The sequence below is a fragment of the Pseudaeromonas sp. HNCC25DJ182 genome (assembly GCF_055413365.1).
This window is the reverse complement of the sequence record NZ_JBVAYG010000024.1, coordinates 1-18366: the sequence shown is the minus strand read 5'-3', so window position 1 is coordinate 18366 and position 18366 is coordinate 1. Positions and strand designations below refer to the sequence as shown.

Genomic DNA, 18366 nt, shown 5'->3' with positions numbered 1-18366 from the left:
TTGACTACTCATCTATCATTTCATATATAAACTTAACACCATCATTATTCATCGGCAGCATATCATAGGCAGTGCATCGAATTACTGAATTTGGATTCTCACATTTTATGTCAGCGACAACATCATCCCCCTTTAAGACAATAACGCCATTTGTTAATCCTGCATCATTATCTTCTGCAGCCATTAAGTTATATAGATAATAATCATATCCTTGATTGTTGAAGTGAATTGTTGTTTGTTCGAAATTCACATCGGAAATATTGCTTAAGTAGAAATCCCCAAGCTTTCCATGTTCAGGATATAAAAGCATATTAATCCCATTTCTCTCATGAACGTAAATAACCTTTGTTTTCGCATCTCTAAAAGCAAGATATGTATTATTCTTGTTTTTACACATAAAAAGCGTTGAATCACTACATGACAAAGCACAGCTGGAATATAAAGCCAAAACACACATGATAAGTTTCATAATTCACCCGAAATAACAAATTGTTGTTTTATTGCTCGCAGTTTATTTCGCCTATCAGCAATCCCGTTCCTCCCCCCATTTACGATCCTAGTGACTGTAGATATATCATCCCGATCCGCAGGATCGTTAATTTCATAGTGCTGCCAATAAAAACAGGCTGATTCGACGGCATATTTTAAGTTTTGAATCAGTAGGTCCGGATGTTGCACAAAATCCTGAGGATCATCGGGAAATAACTCATTATGTTTGCAGGTCAATAGCGTGTAGTTGCTTCTGCCGGTCAATTGAAGCAAACCTCGGCCACGAAATTTAAATCCATCGCCACTGGCTTCATTGCCGTTATCCATCCGCTCGGCATACACCAGATTAGCCAGCGCCTCGGGGTGATGTGCGTAACGCTCCTCCTGATCCCAAAGGCCAAGACGGCGTTCATCCCGGCCACGGCGGCAATCATCAGAATCACGTTGGTAATTTCTGGGACCACCTTCACAACCATAGATCTCCCGCATCCGCGCGGGCCGATAATTCAGATTTTCCGCTTTCGGCTGAAATGATGATTCATGGGCGACCTGACTCAAAAAATGACAAATTCGCAGCGGGGTATCGATCTGGTATTGCGGCATATACAGATTCAGATAACCCAGCAAAGGTGTGCAATCCCGGTTACGCAACTCGGGGCATAGCAACAACAGCATCTCGAGTACCACCAACGCTGCCTGCTGAGTCACCACAGCGAGCCGTGCCAGCAACTGCAGGGGATGAAACAGATAGACAGGGCTGGCGATGGTGGCAATGCCCAGCGCCTTGAGTCGTTCCAGCTCCAACGTCAACAGATCCCGCGCCTCCTGATCCGGGCTCTGCGCCATCAACTGCTGGAGATAGTCGTTGACCTGCTGCTGGTGCTCAGTCCCCCACTCGCTCGGATGCTGGACAATCAGTTTGTGCAATTTGGCTCTATGATCCGGATGCTGCAGCGCGGCGGCGATTTCATCGGCACTCAGCTCACCATCCTGATTGCGATCCAGCTGTTGGTGGATGGCGCGAAACGGTGCCGGTATCTGCTCTCCGGCCAGCACGATCTCGCGACTGGCCACCTTAGTCTGGATCAGGCAGAAGCCTTGCCGTGCCAAGTCCAGCTGGCGAATAGGTTGCACATCTTGGGCGCGAACATAAACCTGACTCAGGGCCGCAAAACCGCTGCGTACTCCCTTGAGCTCACACCAGATCTGGCCCTCGGCATCCGGGATCTGCGCCTGGATTGGCAACAGCTGATCTGGATCCGGACACTGGCAGCGATCAGAAAAATGCAGCGCGTCCCCCTGCTGCACCCGATCAAACAGTGCTTCGGCGCCTTGCAGATGCAGCAGGGATTGTCCGGCCTCAACCCCAGCCTCATTCTGTAATAAGCGCTCGATGGCGGCCGCCTCTTCATCACTGAACAGTTCGATATGCACCCGATAGTCGTCGCGATAGGCACCCAGCGCCAGGGGGGCGACCGGGGTTTGCTGCAGCCCGAGAAATCCGACTCCATCTCCTGCGGCAATAGGCACCTCGCAGTGCACCACCTCCTCGAAGACGCTGGGTGGCCCCGGCTCCAAAGCCAGCAGATGCTCATCCACCACCACCCAGACAGTGCCCATCACCGGTGCCAAGCTGGAGCCTGAGACTCCCGATAACAGCTCGCAGGGCACCAGCTGTTTGCGCACCCCACCCACCATCCGACTCTGCAGATCGTGACGCTGGAACTGCAGAGTACTTCCCACCTGCAACCGGCCTTCCGGCGCCCGCTCGGCCAGCAGCTCCTCACTCGTGCGATAAATAGGATAGGTATTGAGCAGCCGTGCCTGGATGCGACAATTCCAGTAGGCCGGTTGGGTCGCGCCAACCGTGGTACACGGCTGCTGGCTATGCCGCACATACTCCTCGCAATCGGCCACCCAAACCTCGGACTGCAGAGCAATGCGCTCTCGGGATCCGTGCGCCTTGTAGGTCACCAGCCCCTTGAGAAAACGCAGGGTGCGCAGTCTGCCCTGCTCGTTGATCTGCAAGGAGGTCGAGGGCGTATCCAGCAAACGGATGACGCTACCAGCAGCCAACTTACCTAGCCGCCGCTGAATATCGTTGCCTTGCCGCACATAAATAGTCCTCAGTAGAGTCAGGATGCGCTCCTGAGTCACCACGGGCTGATAGTGCTGATAATCGGCCAGATGCATATACAGGCTGTAGAGCCGTAGCCGGTTGCGCGCCGCTGGAGTGTTGGTATGCGACGCGCGGCCATCTGCCGACCCGGGCGCTGTGCTCGATGCGTATGAAGCCACCTCAGCCGGTGGTGAGCAGTAGTCGTGACGAATGAGGCAAAAGCCGTTACTAAACGCCAGCGGTTTGCCATGCCAGTCCACGGCGGGATAGTTCCGGTTCAGTCGGTAGGCGATCACGGTACCATCCATCATGCAACGCAACGGCTGCTGATCCCGATGCTGGGGCATGGTGGCGGCGGTGATATGAATGCCGCCATGCCAGCTGCGATTGCTGCCGAGAATAAACTGGCCCTGCGGCTCGGCACTCAGCAACCCCTCGATCTCGGCCAGATCCGCAAAGGGCTGGCCATCGGCCCGGCATACCGGAAAACTAAGCTGCGTGGTAGCCTGTCCCGCATCGGTACCAGTATCGCCATCGGTCTGGGCACCCGTTTCGACACGCGGCGCGGCAGCAGGCGCACGGAGTGGCCGCACGCTCGGCGTGGCCAAAGTGGGTACGCTGCTCGGTCGCGCAGGCGGAAGCGAAGGCGCAGCTCGCGTCCCCGAAAAGGGGCTGACACTCGCAGGATCGGTGAGAACGGGATCAGCCATGCAAGACTCCGTAGCATCAAGACCGCCCTGCCACCGGCTGGTGGTGGGCTGCGGTGGTTGGTACCACTCGACGCCGCACAGCATGCCATTGCCACCTTTTTAGCGCGCCTGACTAAATCAGCAGGCTCAGGCTGCGCACTCTTTAGACAAACGCAGTTTTAATTGCCGTAGAAGCAGAAAATTGATTGACCGCAGGTCTGCTTTCTCATAAATTAGCGCCCCGTTGACCCCCCACGGTGTGCAACAGGTGATGAACTCGCACCTAAATAAGAGTTCAACAACGGTGAGGTGTCCGAGTGGCTGCCCAGTCTGCGAAGCAGACGATAAAAAGAGCAGGCATGGCGTGCGACGCAGCCACCTCACAGCACGGTTAAAAGGTGATGAACTCGCGCCTAAACAAGAGTTCAACAACGGTGAGGTGTCCGAGTGGCTGAAGGAGCACGCCTGGAAAGTGTGTATACGGCAACGTATCGAGGGTTCGAATCCCTCCCTCACCGCCATCTTCAAAGAAGTGCTGCAGCAATGCGGCTCTTTTTGTATCTGCAATTCCCGCGGAGGGAGGGTGAGAGCCCTCGTGGGTTCGAGCCGAGCGTAGCGAGACAACATCGCGTAGCGATGGCCCCGAAGGGGAGCGCGATAGCGCATCATGCCTCCCTCACCGCCATATCAATGAAAAGAGCCCTATCGAAAGATAAGGCTCTTTTCATTGTGCAAATCCGGCGGTTCGGTTTGATCCGGTTCCGCCTGGTAGGTGCTGCCGCTCTGTTCACCTCCGGCGAACGGCGGCGGGCCACGGGGGAAAAAGCCTCCCCCTTGGCAATCCCGGGCTCGGGTTGATGCCGACTGCCGGGAAAACTCCGAGTTACGGGCTGCTCTCCACTCGGCCCGGCAGACGGCTTCAGGGTTCTGTTGGGCCATCACCAGGCAAAAGCCATGTCACCCGCCTCCACGCTGATTTTACTCACCCGAAGTTACTTTAATCCGGTGCTGTTTGATTTGACGCACAAATCGCCGTGATAATATTGAATACTCTGCTAAGGCGGTTCAGATAAATCCTAGTGCGATTCAGGGCAGAGGGCGGCTGCAAGCCCCCGCGGTAGCCATACCAAGCGTCAAAGCAAGGCTATTCGTTCCATGGGGTTGAGATTGAACTCGTCATTGCTCATTTAATTGCAACGTTAAGGGATCCGCTGATGAATAAGCAGCACTATTATTATCTTTGCAATAGCTGGCTTGGTGAAATTAAAAATTGTGAACCATATCTTTGCAGGGAATTTTACTGGTTTGATATTGACTCCCTACCCGATAATTGCACACCTATTACATTTAAAAATCATCCATTAATCAAAGCGTATTTATCAATCTCAACTTTGTAATTATTACCCCAAGGAACTGCCATGCCCACTCCTATTCATCCGGAATATATCCTTCAATCTTCGGTCAGCGACGCCCAACAAATTCAAGCCAGAGCAGAGCTGGATAAACCGCAGCCTGTGGTATTGCGCGTGTTAGCAGTTATTCTGGCAATGCTGGTGATGGCGGGGCTGCAGTTTGACCCTTCCATCAGTCCGCTGGTGATTGGCATCATCACCCTGACACTAGTGCTCGGTTTACAGGTGGCCATTGATAATTGGCATACCAAACGTAAGCTCAATGCCGTTCTTGTATTGCTCAAAGCCAGCCATTAGATTGGTGTCGTGCATTCAGAGTCAACAACCAAGCCCAAGGATTTTATGATGTCATACCAGGATCAGTTCGTCGCTTACCTAACCCACTATGCTAATAAGGATATTGCGCAGATATCCGAGATGTTGGCCGAGGATGTGACATTACGGGATTGGAAGATTTCGGTCTCCGGCAAGGCGAGCGTGATTGCAGAAACCGAGAAGAACTTTCAGGCGGCCGATACGGTCGCGATCGAAATATTACATCTATATCAAGCAGAACAAGGGGTGGCTGGGGAATTGCGCATCATAGTAGATGGCAAAGATATTTTGTATGTGGTGGATGTTGTCACCTTTAATACCGACGGCAAGATTAAGGCGATCCGCGCATTTATCGGTCGCGGCGATTAGGCCAGCGGTGGCCATGAGTGTCGTCGATATCCAGGAGTATCCATGATGGAATTAATTATTCGGCAGGCAGAAAAACAAGATGCAGCTGGCATCAAGAAGATTTACGAACAGCCTCACGCCATTGCCGGGACATTGCAATTGCCTTATCCCTCAGTGGAATTATGGGAGCAGCGGCATACCCAAGCAGATGCTTCTTACCATAATCTGCTTGCCGAATATGAGGGCCGGATCGTCGGCCAACTAGGATTGCAAACCATCACCCGCCCACGGCGTAAACATGTGGCCTCATTCGGTCTGGCGGTTTGTGCATCGGTATTAGGCTGTGGCGTGGCATCCCGACTGGTGGCTGCAGCCCTGGATTTATGTGACAACTGGTTAAATATAGAGCGCATCGAGCTGGAGGTATATACCGATAATCAGGCTGCGATTGGCTTATATAAAAAGTTTGATTTTGTCATTGAAGGGGAACATAGAAATTTTGCCTTTCGTAATGGCCGATATGTGAATGTTTATTCCATGAGCCGGATTAAATCCGCACAGCCAAACCCGCAGGTAGAATAAGTTAATAAACAGGATATTGACCTCTGCCACCAGGAGCGCCCGATATGTTTTCCCATCTCTTTATCAGTGTGACGGATTTCGATGCGGCATTTGATTTTTATCATGCCTTGATGGCTGAGCTGGGCCTGGAGTTGCGCTTTTGTGACCGGGAAAAACCCTGGGCAGGCTGGCACAATGCCGGTGGTGCGCGGCCACTGCTGGTGATCGGCATGCCGTTTAATGGTCAGCCTCATCATCCGGGAAATGGCCAGATGGTAGCCTTGAATGCGGCCAGCCGTGCCATGGTACAGCGCGCCTATGCTACGGCACTGGCCCATGGCGGCAGTGATGAAGGCGAGCCCGGATTACGGCCGCACTATCATGCCGACTATTATGGTGCCTATTTCCGCGATCCGGCCGGTAATAAACTCTGCGTGGTCTGCCATCAGCCAGAGCCTGACTTTAGACAGCAGCCCTGATCCTGTTGCCGCCGATGCAGAGCCACACCCGACCCCACGAGGCATTGATGTACCAACTCTACTACTACCCCAACAACGCCAGTCTGGCGCCGCACTTTTTACTGCACCATATGGGCTTGGCCTATGAGCTGGTCCTGGTCGATAAAAAATCCAACGCCCAGAAATCACCGGATTATCTGCGCCTGAATCCGGCTGGCCGGATCCCGACGCTCATTGCCGATGGCCAACCCATCTTCGAAAGCGCCGCCATCTGTATTCATCTGTGCGAACAGCATCCCGAACATGGCTTGATCCCGCCGTTGGGCAGCCTTGAGCGACCACAGTTTTTCCAATGGCTCGCCTACCTGAACAACACCCTGCAAACCGAGCTGATGATCTATTACTACCCGCACCGCCACACCACGGACGCAGCCGCTATTCCGCAGATCCGCACCGCCCAGTGCGAGCGCATTCGTGAAGCGCTGGCATTGCTGGATCAGCGACTCACGACGCGGCGCTATCTGCTGGGTGACGCGCTCAGTGGCTGCGATTTTTTCTGCTGGATGCTGGCCGAGTGGTGCCAGCCCCTGCCCCACTCCCCTCTGGAATTCCCCGCGCTGCGCGACTACTTGCAGCGCTTGTCACGGCTACCGGCGATCCAGGCGGTATGCCAGATCGAAGCCATCGATCTGACCCCCTTCGTCACAAACCGATCCGTCACGGAATAGTCACTCTGGCGCGGCGCATTCCCGCCGCGTCATCGGCCGCTGGTGTTTTTTTTCACCCCGATGCTGTTTTTGTCATCACCATTACCGCTATCGCCCCCAAACTATTGCTGGCATAGTCAAATCACATCCGACAATCCAGAAGAGGATCCTTCATGACCCCATGGCGCGTAATTTTAATTCTGGGCGTCCTGCTGAGCCTGGCAGGTTGCGGTAAAGGTGTGGAGCCACAGCTGGACTACAGCGCCCCAGGCGCGCGCTTCGATCTGGCGCACTGGAAGCTGACCATTCCCGATGACAAGGCTAGTGAAATTGCCCCCGAGCAACTGCGCGGCTATGCCTCGCGCTATTTTTATCTGGCCGACGACGGCGCCATGGTGTTTGTCGTTCCGGCCTCCGGTGGCACCACCAAAAATAGTGATTACCCGCGCTCGGAGCTGCGCGAGGTACTGGATCCAGGTAACGACAATCGCAACTGGTCCGGCAGTGGCTTTCATCGCCTGGAGGCCAGCTGTCAGGTGGTCCGCGCGCCGGAGACCGGGAAAGTCATCGTCGGCCAGATCCATGGCTTTGATGCCCGGCCGCTGATCAAGCTGCAGTGGGAGCAAGGCCAGCTCAAGGCGCTGGTCAAGCAACATCCCCAAGGCAGCAACAAGGATGTCAGCCATCTATTCAAGGCGCAGGTGGATAAGGGCTCCTTCAGCTACCGGATCGAGGTTCAGGATGGCGTGCTGAGCGTGAATGTGAACGGCGAGTCCTTCCGCCATGACTTCTACGCCGCCGATCCGGCCTGGCGTCGCGTGCCCTTCTACTTCAAGGCCGGGGCCTATGCGCAGGCGACCAGTGGCAGTGACAGCGATGTGGCCGAGGTGCGCTTCACCCAGTTGCAGACCGAGCACAGACCGACGCCCTGAGGAGCGGGTAAATGCTGGCCCGCCATCGCTGTTGTGATACGGCACGGCACGCACTCCCGATGCGAGGATCAGGCGCGGCTCCATAGCCGCGCCGCCCAGCAATAGCAGTGGATGCGCGACCGCGGCGTTGTAAGCTTCTGTCAGGCTCCCTTTTGGTTTAGACTGCCCCACCTGTCATTTGGTAACCGTAGACAAGATGATCGTACCCAGTTTTGAAGTCGTGATGCGCTGGTTGACCCAGGGCCAAATCCCCCACTACCTGTGTGAGCAATGCCACGGCATCCACATCGTTGATATTCAATCCCTCGAGGGCGTGCTGGAGAGTCGGTTGTTTGTCGAGAGTGAAGGATTGATGTTCACCACCGAGCTGGAGATCCGCCCGGTTGGCTTGCTGCCTCTGGTGGCCGATCTGGGCCGTCTGAACATGAACTATCCGACGCTGAAGATCTTTGTCGATGTGGTGGATGACAATCTGCCCCGACTGATGATTTGCGACACCATTCATATCGCCGCGGGCCTTACCGATGAGCAGTTACAGCTGTTTATGACCAGCGCCATCAGCGGTATGAAGCAGTTGTATGGCGAATGCGAACAAGCGGGCTATCTGAATCCGCCGGAAGAGCGCGCAGGCATGAGTGCGGTGCACTAGTCCCGACACTACTGCTCCTTGACTGAACCCGCTGCGGCGGGTTTTGTCATTTTCGCCCCCGTCGCAACCCGGGCCAGAGCTTGTTACCCAGAGTAGTTGCATAAAAAAGGGCGCCGAAGCGCCCTTGGTGTCAAAAGGTGTGAGGATCAGGGGAAGTCGTGAATGCTGACCGGCGCGCTGACGCCACGCTGGAACACGTTCACCTTGCCGCACTGGGCAAAATGGTTGCCGCTGGTGTAAGGAGTCCCAGACTGGCTGACATTCGCCTCCCAACCAGCGCCGTTCTTGATGTAGGTCTTGAACTCGAACCAGAGGCCGCTCACGGCCTTGGAGCAGTCCATCTGTACATCCAGCATCCAGTAGTGCTGACCATAGGTGTTCAGGGTCTCGACGCCGTAACCGTCTACTGCCACCGTCTTCTGGGCACCCCAGCTGGAAGGCCATATATTGGTGGTCCAATCCATGGCTGTACCGACGGCTGCCGTGCTCTGTGAGGCTTCGGTGCCGTACCAGTCCAGATACTGGTCGTTAGCCTTCCAGGGCGCCGTGGTAGCGTTGCGCAGGTTGTTGTGCACAATCGGGATGGCACACAGGTAGTTGCTGCTGGTGCACGCCAGACCTAAGTTGTTGGCGGCATAGGTATGATCGATACCGCCGCGCACGAACATGTCTTCACCGCTGGCCGTGGTGCCATACACCAGCAGCACGGTGCGCTTCAGACCCGGAGTGGTGCCTTTCTTCCAGACCGCCCAATCGGTGCCGGATTGCACCAGAGTCCAACCGCTGCCGCTCGGGGTCCAGGCGGTGCTGCCCAACTTCATCGCCACCTTACCGTCGATATAGGCGGCGTAGAGCCCCTGCTCGGCGCGGTCGATGGTGACGGTGGAGTTGGAGTGGATGCCTTCTGACTTACGCAGCTGCATCAGCGCCTTGATCTGGGTGCCTAAACCCCAGTTGAAGTAGTGGGTGTAGTAGACAGAAGGAACGCCGGGATGGGTCATGATATAGGCGTAGCCCTGCATCACTTTGTCGCAGGGGACCGGCCAGTGATTCTGGCCTGAGCCACAGGCACCACTCGGGCCTGTGTCATGGTTGTCCACAAAGGTGACGGAGTGGGAAGGCCACCAGCCAATGGCGCCCTGCGGCTTGCCGCTGGAGTCTTTGAGCACCGAATAGTTGTAGGTGGAGAGCGCCTTGTTCAGCAGCCCCTTGGTGGTGAAGTCAAACACGGCGCTGGTACCACCGGTGGCGTTCACCCAATTGACCAGCAACTGACGGTGGGCATCCGGGTAGTTGGCGTCGGAGCCGCAGCCCTCACCGTTGTAGCACAGCGAAGTCCAGTATTCGCCGACGCTAAAATAGGGACTGGTGGCGTTGTTGTAGATGCCGACATAGCTGCCGTTGTAGCCCTTGACGTAGTCATAACGCCAGCCGTCAAAACCGACGCCCTTGAGGGTGGTGTTCATCCAGTCTTTGATGCTGGTCTGCACGAAGCTCTGGGTGTGGTCGATATCCCGCGCGGCAGCATAGCCACCACCGGAATCGGCATTACCCCGGGTGCCGCTACAGTTCGAGCCAGTAGCACCCCAGGCTTCATCATCGGAGGTGATGGCCTGCATGCTCCAGTTGGGGTTGGCAAAGCCACACCAGCTGCCGGTGCCATTGCGGTGATTGATGACGATATCCGCCAGTGCCTTGACCCCCTTGCCATGCAGGGTACTGATCAGGGAGGCCAGCTCGGTCTCGGTGCCATATTTGGAGTTTAGATCGTTAAGCTGCTCTGGCAGATAACCTTCCAGGGAGCCAGCCTGCGAGGGCGGCGGCAGCCAGACCATGTTGAAGCCGGCGCTGGCGATCTCGTCGGCATTGGCCGAGAGCTGGTTATACCAGGTTGCGGAGCTGGAGGCAGAGGTCCACTGGAACCCTTGCAGCATGATATCGGTATTATTTTCTGGCACGCCAGCCCAGGCGCCATAGGAGACGGCCGCCAGTACCGACAATGCCAAGCATTGTTTCTTCATTGTTTATTTTCCTTCGTTCGAAATGCACTTCCTAATGTTGTTGCGACCCGGTCGCTAGGCAGCGTCGTTACGCGGCTGCTATGCAGACGGAGCAGGCGCTGCCTTCACCGGGCCGGTGTTCTGATGCCGCGGCATCAGGGCAAGATTGCAATCCCATGTACCGCTAGAGACAATTATCCAGAGGCGGTTTTGTGAGCAGGACGAATTTGTAAAGATAAAGTTGCGAAGGCGCTCACTTTTTAACGCGAGCAAAATAGAGCAACCACACCAATGCGCTCTTCGGCATCCCCTCGGCCACGGATGATGGCTCAACCCAGCGCTATGATGCGGTGACGATATGGACGCGCTGATGGCACAGAGCATGCCTAACCTTTCAGCACCACTGCATAACCATAAGAATCCACAGCACTGGCGATCACGGATTAACAAGCTACTAAATTCGTATTTTTTGAATTTAATTCCCAATTTACCCATTGAACGCAGAATAGTTACGCAATATATTGCGCGCCTTGCCGAACAGTTGGCGTCCGCGTCACTGACTGAACATTCACCCCGGATAGTGAAACGATAACGATGAAGAAGAATCTGGGTCTGGGCGCCTTGATAGCCCTGGTACTGAGCTCCATGGTGGGCGCCGGTATTTTTAGCCTGCCACAAAATATTGCCGCCAATGCCCAGGTCGGGGCCATCGCCCTGGGATGGGTGATCACGGGTCTGGGCATGATCTGTCTGGCGCTGGTATATCAATGTTTGTCCCTGCGCCGACCGGATCTGGATGGCGGTATCTTTACCTATGCCAAGGCCGGTTTTGGCAGCTTCATCGGGTTTAATGCCGCCTGGGGCTACTGGATTTGCCAGCTGCTGGCCAACGTCTCCTACGTGGTCGTGATGTGCAGTGCGCTGAGCTATTTTGTCGATACCCCGGATCAAGTCTGGCTGGGTGAAGGCAATACCCCCTATGCCATCGCGCTGGGCTCGCTGCTGATCTGGGCGGTACAGGCGCTGGTGATCCGCGGCATCAAGCTGGCGGCCTTCGTCAATATCGTCACCACCATTGCCAAGCTGATCCCGCTGCTGGTGCTGGCGGTGGCACTGATGCTGGCGTTCCATCTGGACACCTTCACCCTGGATCTCTGGGGTCAGGGCACGCCGGAGCTCGGCAGTGTGATGGATCAAGTCAAATCCACCATGAAAGTCACTCTCTGGGTCTTTATCGGGATTGAAGGCGCGATTGTGGTGTCAGCCCGGGCCGAGCATCGTCGTGATGTGGGCCGCGCCACCATCATAGCCCTGCTCAGTGCGCTGGCGCTGTATGTGATGGTCAGCCTGTTTGCCCTCGGCGTCATGACCCAGCCGGAGATTGCCGCGCTGAAGAACCCCTCCACCGCCGCGATCCTGGAAAAAGTGGTCGGCCCCTGGGGTGCCATGTTGATCAATGCCGGCTTGATGATTTCCGTCTCCGGGGCCTTCCTGAGCTGGACCATGCTGGCCTGCGAGGTACCGTTTATCGCCTCCCGCACCGGTCTGTTCCCGACCTGGTTTGCGGCCGAAAACCGCCGTGGCGCCCCTCACCATGCACTGTGGGCCTCGACCCTGCTGATCCAGCTGTTCCTGGTCATTATCCTGTTCCAGAAGAGCACCTATCTGGCGCTGGTGAATATCACTACCTCGGCGGCGCTGGTGCCCTATGTATTCTCCGGCGCATACGGCTTGAAGCTGGCGCTGACCGGCGAGACTTATGGCCCGCAGGAGCAGAGCCGCTGGCGGGATCTGCTGATTGCCGGGGTCGCCACCCTCTATGGCCTGTGGCTGGTGTATGCGGCGGGGATTGACTATCTGCTGCTGGTGACCCTGCTGTATGCACCGGGCATCGCCATCTACTGGCTGGCCCGCCGCCAGCATGGTGCGCGTCGTCTCAATCCACTGGAGCTGGGGTTATCCGCCACCCTGTTTGCCCTGGCGGGCTGGACCCTGTATCGCATTGGCTGCGGGGATCTGGCGCTGGTCTGATCCCCCGGCGACAAGCGGCGAGCAACAACTCGCCGCCATTGCTGACTTTTCCCGCACTTGAGCGCGAATGCGGGAAAAATCATTGCAATCTCAGTAGGCTACCGTTAGTATCGCCGCGTTGTTATGGGGGCTCTGTTGGTCCTCCCGCATCGGAATCTCGTCGACCTGGTCAGGACCGGAAGGTAGCAGCCAAGGCGAGTCCTTCGAGTGCCGGGATGTGGCTGGCAGAGCCTCCACCATTTCTGGTAAATCTGTCGCCTAAACCATAAGTTGACATATCTAAAGCATAAGCTGGCATAAACTTGCACCATAAGTTGACATAGCCTAAACCTGTAAGAAAGTAACAACAGGTTGGAGGGGTTATGTACCGTCGGCATCTCAAACACTCCCGCGTCAAGAACCTCTTCAAATTCGTCAGCGCCAAGATGAACACTGTGCTTACAGTGGAATCATCCCTAGAGTTCGATACCTGCTTTCACCTAGAGTACTCTCCTGCTGTTAAAGCATTTGAAGCTCAGCCAGAAGGCTTTTATTACGCCTTCGAGGGCCGAGACTGTCCCTATACCCCAGATTTTCGGGTCGTAGATCAGCAAGGCAATGTCAGTTTTATTGAGGTCAAACCCTCAGATAAAGTTGCAGAACCAGACTTTCTCCAGCGTTTTCCCTTCAAGCAGCAAAGGGCTATTGAGCTTTCTTGCCCACTGAAGCTCATCACAGAAAGGCAGATCCGGATTGATCCGATTCTGGGGAATCTCAAGTTATTGCATCGCTACTCAGGCTTTCAGAGTTTTACGCCTCTGCATGTGCAGCTGCTCGGGTTAGTAAAGGATTTCGGAAGGGTTTCGCTAGCTAGGTTATCCGGTTCGACAGGTGCGCCACCAGGAGAAGTTCTAGAAACGGTTTTGTCACTGATCGCCAGGGGGTTAATTCATAGCGACCTGACTGAGCACGAAATGGGCTGTTCCAGTATCGTGTGGATGAGTTGATGTGTGCTCAACCGACCATTGGGGCGGCAAGTGGAATATTTGAGGATGAGTTTACCAATCCTCAGCCACAAGAAGCTCCTGAACTAGCGGCTATATCACCAACAGTACTATCTGCGACTGTTGATAGCTTTCCTGCTGATCTCAAGGCTCAAGCACTTCATCGTCTCGACTATATCCGCTGGATTGAAGAGCATTTGGTAGGAGGCTGGACAGAGAAAAATCTGGTTCCGTTACTTGGTGAAGCAGCTAAGGCATTGCCACCACCTGTGCCAAACTGGCGGACTCTGGCTCGCTGGCAAAAAAATTATAATCAACATGGTAGGAAACTGACGGCTCTTATACCCAAGCATCAAGAAAAAGGGAATGTGAGAAGTCGACTGCCATCGAGTGATGAGATTTTTTTTGAACAAGCTGTTCACTGCTTTCTGGTTGGAGAACAACCGTCAATAGCCTCTGCTTATCAACGCTATACCGACATTATTCGTATAGAAAACCTCAATGTAGTCGAAAATCCGATCAAGGCTATATCCTATATGGCTTTTTACAACAGAGTAAAAAAGCTACCGGCCTATCAAGTTATGCGAAGCAGAAAGGGCTCATATATGGCTGATGTGGAATTTAGGACCATCAGCAGCCATAAACCGCCAAGCCGCGTTATGGAGAGAGTCGAGATTGACCATACGCCGCTGGATCTGATCCTGCTTGATGATGATTTACTGGTTCCGTTGGGGCGGCCTTGTCTAACGCTACTGATTGATTCATACAGCCATTGTGTTGTCGGCTTTAATCTCAGCTTCAACCAACCTGGTTATGAGTCTGTTCGTAACGCATTACTCAGCTGCATTCCCCCAAAGAACTATGTTAAAGACAAATACCCGACCGTTGAGCACGAATGGCCATGCTATGGCAAACCAGAGACGTTGGTTGTCGATAACGGGGTTGAGTTCTGGAGTAAAAGTCTGGAGCAGTCTTGTCTGGAATTGGGGATCAATATTCAATACAACCCGGTTAGAAAACCTTGGCTCAAGCCCATGATTGAGCGCATGTTTGGCACTATAAATCGTAAACTTCTGGAACCGATTCCCGGCAAGACATTCTCCAATGTTTTAGAAAGAGGCGAATATGATCCCCAAAAAGATGCAGTGATGCGGTTTTCAACTTTTTTGGAGATCTTTCACCGCTGGATCATTGACGTTTACCACTATGAGCCTGATAGCAGGCACCGCTATATCCCAATACAATCTTGGCAATATGGTTGCAATAAATTGCCACCGGCACCCGTTGCTGAGGATGACCTGGCAAAGCTTGAAGTCATATTAAGTATCAGTCTTCAATGTACGCATAGACGGGGGGGGATCCAGCGATTTCACTTGCGTTATGACTCAGATGAGTTGGCATCCTATCGGATGAATTATCCTGATAAGACGCATGGCAAGCGGAAAGTGCTCGTAAAACTAAATCCTAGAGACATATCTTATGTGTTTGTTTTTATAAAGGAAGCTGGCAAGTTCATACGAGTTCCTTGTATTGATCCTGAAGGTTACACGAAAGGTTTGAGCCTGCAAGAACACCAGATCAATATGAAATTGCACCGAGATTTTATTGACACACAAATGGACGTTGTCAGCCTCGCTAAAGCGCGAACTTATATTAACAGCCGGATACAAAGCGAACTGTCCGAAGTCCGTCAAACACTGAAACAACGCAATACCAAAGGGATTAACAAAATAGCCAAATACCGTGATATTGGCAGCCAGACGACTACCGGTCTTTTGTCCGGCCCTCAACTGTCTGAATCTAAGGATGATGTCCCGATACAGCCAAAGACCACCTCGCCGCAACTTGATGACGATTGGGACGGCTTTACCTCTGGCCTGGAGCCCTACTGATGGAGCTATCCTGTACCGATGCCGATAAGCTCAAATCGTTTATCGACTGCTATGTGGAGACGCCCCTGCTTCGCATCATTCAGGATGATTTCGATCGTCTGCGCTATGACAAACAGTTCGCCGGTGAGCCGATTTGTATGCTGCTGACGGGTGATGCCGGAGCTGGCAAATCATCGCTGCTCCGCCATTATATGGCCCTGTCTCCCGAACAAAGTGGCCATGGCTTTGTTCACAAACCGTTATTGGTCAGCCGGATCCCGAGTAAGCCGACGCTCGAATCCACCATGGTCGAACTACTTAAGGATCTGGGTCAATGGGGCAGTGAATACCGTCTGCACCGAAGCTCGGCAGAAAGCCTGACCGAGGCGCTCATTAAATGCCTGAAGCGGTGTGAAACCGAGTTGATCATCATCGATGAATTTCAGGAGTTGATCGAAAACAAGACTCGCGAGAAACGCAATCAGATCGCCAATCGTCTCAAATACATCAGTGAAACCGCCAAGATCCCGATTGTGCTCGTCGGCATGCCATGGGCTGCAAAAATTGCCGAAGAGCCGCAATGGGCGTCGCGGCTCATGGTGCGAAGAACTATCCCCTTCTTCAAGCTTTCAGAAGATACAGAGAGTTTTGTTCGTTTTGTCATGGGGCTGGCCAAACGGATGCCCTTTGCAACACCACCCAAGCTGGAAGCCAAACATACGATTTTCGCGCTATTTGCTTCCTGTAATGGCAGAGTACGAGAACTAAAATGGCTCCTCAATGAATCGGTGAAACAGGCACTGGCCGACCATTCCGAGACGCTTCAGCACGAGCATATCGCCGTGGCGTTTGCGCTGTTTTATCCCGACCAGGTCAACCCGTTTCTGCAACCCATTGATGAGATTCAGACGTGCGAAGTAAAGCAATACTCGCGCTATGAGATCGATGCAGCGGGCAAAGATGAAGTTCTGATACCACTGCAATTTACCGACAAAATCCCCATCAGCCAGTTACTCAAGAAGCGATAACGTGAACTTCTCCCCCTCTTTACCCTTCAAACTAAGTATTGCTTAGTACACTTGTTCGTATAAGACTAAGAAAATCTTAGCTACCTGATCCTCAGCTAGCAGATACCCCATGACAAACCCATTACCCCTCAGGCTCAAAGCCGCACGCAAGGCGGCAGGTCTGACGCAACAGCAACTTGGGATGCGATTAGGTATGGAGCAGAGCACGGCTAGCGCCCGAATGAACCAGTACGAAAAAGGCAAACACGCCCCTGACTACCAGACGATGCAACGCATTGCCCAGGAGCTGGGCTTTCCCGTGGCTTATTTCTACTGTGATGATGACTTGTTGGCTGAACTGCTGTGTGCGCTGGCCAAATTGCCGAAAGAAAGGCAGCAAGAGATGTTGCTGCAACTGTCGCCACCAAAGGACTGATAAGGTCAAAGATGGATTCAGGTTCCGCTTAAATAAGCTCTGACCATGCAGCGAAATTGAATTGTTACTTTCATCCCAATTTGACACACAGCCATAGCAATTCATCACGGAACTGCTACAACTTAAAACTAAGTAATATTTAGTTTTGGAGGCTGAATGCGCCTTCTTATTCGCCCGGAGCCTTACCCTGATGAATCACTGGAGAGCTATCTGCTCAGGCTGAGCCAGGAGAATGGCTTTGAGCGTTATGCACTGCTGAGTGGGGCCATCCGTGACAGCCTGTTGGTGCAGGATCATGAGGCCAGTGGCGCTTTCCCGCTGGAACTTGCGCGCGTCAATGTGTTTCATGCCCAACGCTCTAGCGGTTTAAGAGTTAGAGCCCTGCAACTGTTTGCGCAGTTGACCGATCTGGATCCGGCCTGCCTGTTACAACTGAGCTTGATGCACTCCGGACTGCATTTCGGCTCTGGGCATGCTTGCGTACATCGTGCCGGTGTTGATATTCCGCTGGGCTTTATCCGAACTGGCCCGATCCCGGTTTGCCCCGCCTGTTTGCACGAGTCGGCCTATATTCGTCAGCACTGGCACTACAGCCCCTATCTGGCCTGCCATCAGCACGGCAGCCAATTACGTCATCTCTGCCCCAGCTGTGGCGAGGCGCTGGACTACCAGCGCAGCGAGTCGTTAACTCATTGCCGCTGCGGGTTTGACCTGCGAACAGCGATTACCCAGTCCGCGAGCGCTGAGGCACAGCAACTTAGCGCCCTCATCTGCGGTGCCCGATTTGAATCAACCAACCCTTTGCTCTCCAGTGAGCATCCAAGCTTGATGTTTGGAGCCCTGTACTGGTATTGGTTGCGGAATAAGACGGCCGACGCCGGGCAACCGGAATTCGGTACCCTAACCACGGCGATTGACTATTTCTCGGCCTGGCCCGCCAATTTCCATCACGAGTTGCAGCAGATGGCGCAAAAGGCACTGCAGACTCAGACCCGGTTACTCAATCACACGGCGTTTCGTGAAGTATTCGGCTCTGTCCTGACGGACTGCCGCCAGTTACCGACGCGCGATAGCCATCGCAACTTCATCTTGCGCGGGCTGCTCGATTATCTGACCGAGCTGGTCTGTGCTAATCCCAAAATGCGGGTCGCCAATCTGGCCGACATTCAGTTAACCGCCATCGAGGCTGCTGCCCTGCTTGGCACGTCCGTTGAACAGGTTTTTCGACTTCTGCAGGACGGGTACTTGACCCCGGCCCACAGGAGGATCCACGGTGGGCTCAAGCCGCATGAGCCGCTCTTTCATTTGCGGCACGTCATTGAGTGCCGACAGGCTCATCGCTCGACATTCAATGACACC

The 18366-nt window shown here is 54.1% G+C and carries 16 protein-coding genes, 1 tRNA gene and 2 other RNA genes; 16 read left to right on the top strand and 3 right to left on the bottom strand.

Translation table 11 applies throughout. The features are described from left to right. Nucleotides 1–4 precede the first annotated feature (4 nt). Nucleotides 5–469, bottom strand: a complete 465-nt coding sequence (locus ACZYUB_RS15990; protein ID WP_463949235.1) for a hypothetical protein — start codon at nt 467–469, stop codon at nt 5–7. Beyond that, entirely contained in the window at nt 466–3318 is a 2853-nt protein-coding gene (locus ACZYUB_RS15985) for a glycoside hydrolase family 19 protein (protein ID WP_463949234.1), read from the bottom strand. The genes ACZYUB_RS15990 and ACZYUB_RS15985 overlap by 4 nt, the downstream gene beginning before the upstream one ends. Before the next feature lie 412 nt (nt 3319–3730). Here ACZYUB_RS15985 and ACZYUB_RS15980 point away from each other — a divergent pair. The 9 genes from ACZYUB_RS15980 to ACZYUB_RS15940 all read left to right on the top strand — a co-directional run bounded on the left by ACZYUB_RS15980 (nt 3731) and on the right by ACZYUB_RS15940 (nt 8679). Further along, nucleotides 3731–3818 (top strand) — tRNA-Ser (locus ACZYUB_RS15980). Between the two features lie 42 nt (nt 3819–3860). Further along, nucleotides 3861–3982, top strand: a non-coding RNA gene (locus ACZYUB_RS15975) — RtT sRNA. A 733-nt stretch (nt 3983–4715) separates the two neighbouring features. Continuing rightward, nucleotides 4716–5006: a hypothetical protein gene (locus ACZYUB_RS15970; RefSeq protein WP_463949233.1), complete on the top strand. Its 291-nt coding sequence runs from the start codon at nt 4716–4718 to the stop codon at nt 5004–5006. A gap of 48 nt (nt 5007–5054) precedes the next feature. After that, nucleotides 5055–5393 carry a nuclear transport factor 2 family protein gene (locus ACZYUB_RS15965; RefSeq protein WP_463949232.1) on the top strand — a complete coding sequence of 113 codons (339 nt, stop codon included), beginning with the start codon at nt 5055–5057 and terminating at the stop codon, nt 5391–5393. Nucleotides 5394–5435: 42 nt separating this feature from the next. Next, a complete protein-coding gene (locus ACZYUB_RS15960; RefSeq protein ID WP_463949231.1) occupies nt 5436–5954 on the top strand; it encodes a GNAT family N-acetyltransferase in 519 nt (172 codons plus the stop codon). A gap of 44 nt (nt 5955–5998) precedes the next feature. Beyond that, nucleotides 5999–6412 (top strand): VOC family protein, encoded by a 414-nt coding sequence (locus ACZYUB_RS15955; RefSeq protein WP_463949230.1) that lies wholly within the window; start codon nt 5999–6001, stop codon nt 6410–6412. 47 nt (nt 6413–6459) lie between these two features. Further along, complete coding sequence (locus tag ACZYUB_RS15950; protein ID WP_463949229.1) at nt 6460–7119, top strand: glutathione S-transferase family protein; 660 nt, start codon at nt 6460–6462, stop codon at nt 7117–7119. Between the two features lie 152 nt (nt 7120–7271). Beyond that, nucleotides 7272–8030 (top strand): polysaccharide lyase family 7 protein, encoded by a 759-nt coding sequence (locus tag ACZYUB_RS15945; protein WP_463949228.1) that lies wholly within the window; start codon nt 7272–7274, stop codon nt 8028–8030. Between the two features lie 196 nt (nt 8031–8226). Next, nucleotides 8227–8679, top strand: a complete 453-nt coding sequence (locus ACZYUB_RS15940) for a type III secretion system chaperone family protein (protein WP_463949227.1) — start codon at nt 8227–8229, stop codon at nt 8677–8679. 146 nt (nt 8680–8825) lie between these two features. Here the strand turns inward: ACZYUB_RS15940 and ACZYUB_RS15935 are convergent, their stop codons facing one another. After that, a complete protein-coding gene (locus tag ACZYUB_RS15935) occupies nt 8826–10700 on the bottom strand; it encodes an alpha-amylase C-terminal beta-sheet domain-containing protein (protein WP_463949226.1) in 1875 nt (624 codons plus the stop codon). Between the two features lie 573 nt (nt 10701–11273). Between ACZYUB_RS15935 and ACZYUB_RS15930 the strand changes: the two genes are divergently transcribed. The 7 genes from ACZYUB_RS15930 to ACZYUB_RS15900 form a co-directional block, all read left to right on the top strand. Further along, nucleotides 11274–12710 (top strand): basic amino acid/polyamine antiporter, encoded by a 1437-nt coding sequence (locus ACZYUB_RS15930; protein WP_463949225.1) that lies wholly within the window; start codon nt 11274–11276, stop codon nt 12708–12710. Between the two features lie 133 nt (nt 12711–12843). After that, an RNA gene (gene ffs / locus ACZYUB_RS15925) (signal recognition particle sRNA small type) lies at nt 12844–12940 on the top strand. 132 nt (nt 12941–13072) lie between these two features. Next, the gene (locus ACZYUB_RS15920; protein WP_463949224.1) at nt 13073–13696 is read left to right on the top strand and encodes a Tn7 transposase TnsA N-terminal domain-containing protein; all 624 of its coding nucleotides are present in this window, start codon (nt 13073–13075) and stop codon (nt 13694–13696) included. Beyond that, entirely contained in the window at nt 13696–15585 is a 1890-nt protein-coding gene (locus tag ACZYUB_RS15915; RefSeq protein WP_463949223.1) for a Mu transposase C-terminal domain-containing protein, read from the top strand. The genes ACZYUB_RS15920 and ACZYUB_RS15915 overlap by 1 nt, the downstream gene beginning before the upstream one ends. After that, nucleotides 15585–16592, top strand: a complete 1008-nt coding sequence (locus tag ACZYUB_RS15910) for a TniB family NTP-binding protein (protein ID WP_463949222.1) — start codon at nt 15585–15587, stop codon at nt 16590–16592. The genes ACZYUB_RS15915 and ACZYUB_RS15910 overlap by 1 nt, the downstream gene beginning before the upstream one ends. A 109-nt stretch (nt 16593–16701) precedes the next feature. Next, nucleotides 16702–17007 carry a helix-turn-helix domain-containing protein gene (locus ACZYUB_RS15905; protein ID WP_463949221.1) on the top strand — a complete coding sequence of 102 codons (306 nt, stop codon included), beginning with the start codon at nt 16702–16704 and terminating at the stop codon, nt 17005–17007. A 156-nt stretch (nt 17008–17163) separates the two neighbouring features. Then, nucleotides 17164–18366: TniQ family protein (locus ACZYUB_RS15900; protein ID WP_463949220.1), on the top strand; the 1203-nt coding region annotated here is incomplete at its 3' end.

Coding starts and splice junctions, on each gene's coding strand:
- ACZYUB_RS15990 (WP_463949235.1), bottom strand. CDS start 469: ATGAAACTTATCATGTGTGTTTTGGCTTTATATTCCAGCTGTGCTTTG.
- ACZYUB_RS15985 (WP_463949234.1), bottom strand. CDS start 3,318: ATGGCTGATCCCGTTCTCACCGATCCTGCGAGTGTCAGCCCCTTTTCG.
- ACZYUB_RS15970 (WP_463949233.1), top strand. CDS start 4,716: ATGCCCACTCCTATTCATCCGGAATATATCCTTCAATCTTCGGTCAGC.
- ACZYUB_RS15965 (WP_463949232.1), top strand. CDS start 5,055: ATGTCATACCAGGATCAGTTCGTCGCTTACCTAACCCACTATGCTAAT.
- ACZYUB_RS15960 (WP_463949231.1), top strand. CDS start 5,436: ATGATGGAATTAATTATTCGGCAGGCAGAAAAACAAGATGCAGCTGGC.
- ACZYUB_RS15955 (WP_463949230.1), top strand. CDS start 5,999: ATGTTTTCCCATCTCTTTATCAGTGTGACGGATTTCGATGCGGCATTT.
- ACZYUB_RS15950 (WP_463949229.1), top strand. CDS start 6,460: ATGTACCAACTCTACTACTACCCCAACAACGCCAGTCTGGCGCCGCAC.
- ACZYUB_RS15945 (WP_463949228.1), top strand. CDS start 7,272: ATGACCCCATGGCGCGTAATTTTAATTCTGGGCGTCCTGCTGAGCCTG.
- ACZYUB_RS15940 (WP_463949227.1), top strand. CDS start 8,227: ATGATCGTACCCAGTTTTGAAGTCGTGATGCGCTGGTTGACCCAGGGC.
- ACZYUB_RS15935 (WP_463949226.1), bottom strand. CDS start 10,700: ATGAAGAAACAATGCTTGGCATTGTCGGTACTGGCGGCCGTCTCCTAT.
- ACZYUB_RS15930 (WP_463949225.1), top strand. CDS start 11,274: ATGAAGAAGAATCTGGGTCTGGGCGCCTTGATAGCCCTGGTACTGAGC.
- ACZYUB_RS15920 (WP_463949224.1), top strand. CDS start 13,073: ATGTACCGTCGGCATCTCAAACACTCCCGCGTCAAGAACCTCTTCAAA.
- ACZYUB_RS15915 (WP_463949223.1), top strand. CDS start 13,696: ATGTGTGCTCAACCGACCATTGGGGCGGCAAGTGGAATATTTGAGGAT.
- ACZYUB_RS15910 (WP_463949222.1), top strand. CDS start 15,585: ATGGAGCTATCCTGTACCGATGCCGATAAGCTCAAATCGTTTATCGAC.
- ACZYUB_RS15905 (WP_463949221.1), top strand. CDS start 16,702: ATGACAAACCCATTACCCCTCAGGCTCAAAGCCGCACGCAAGGCGGCA.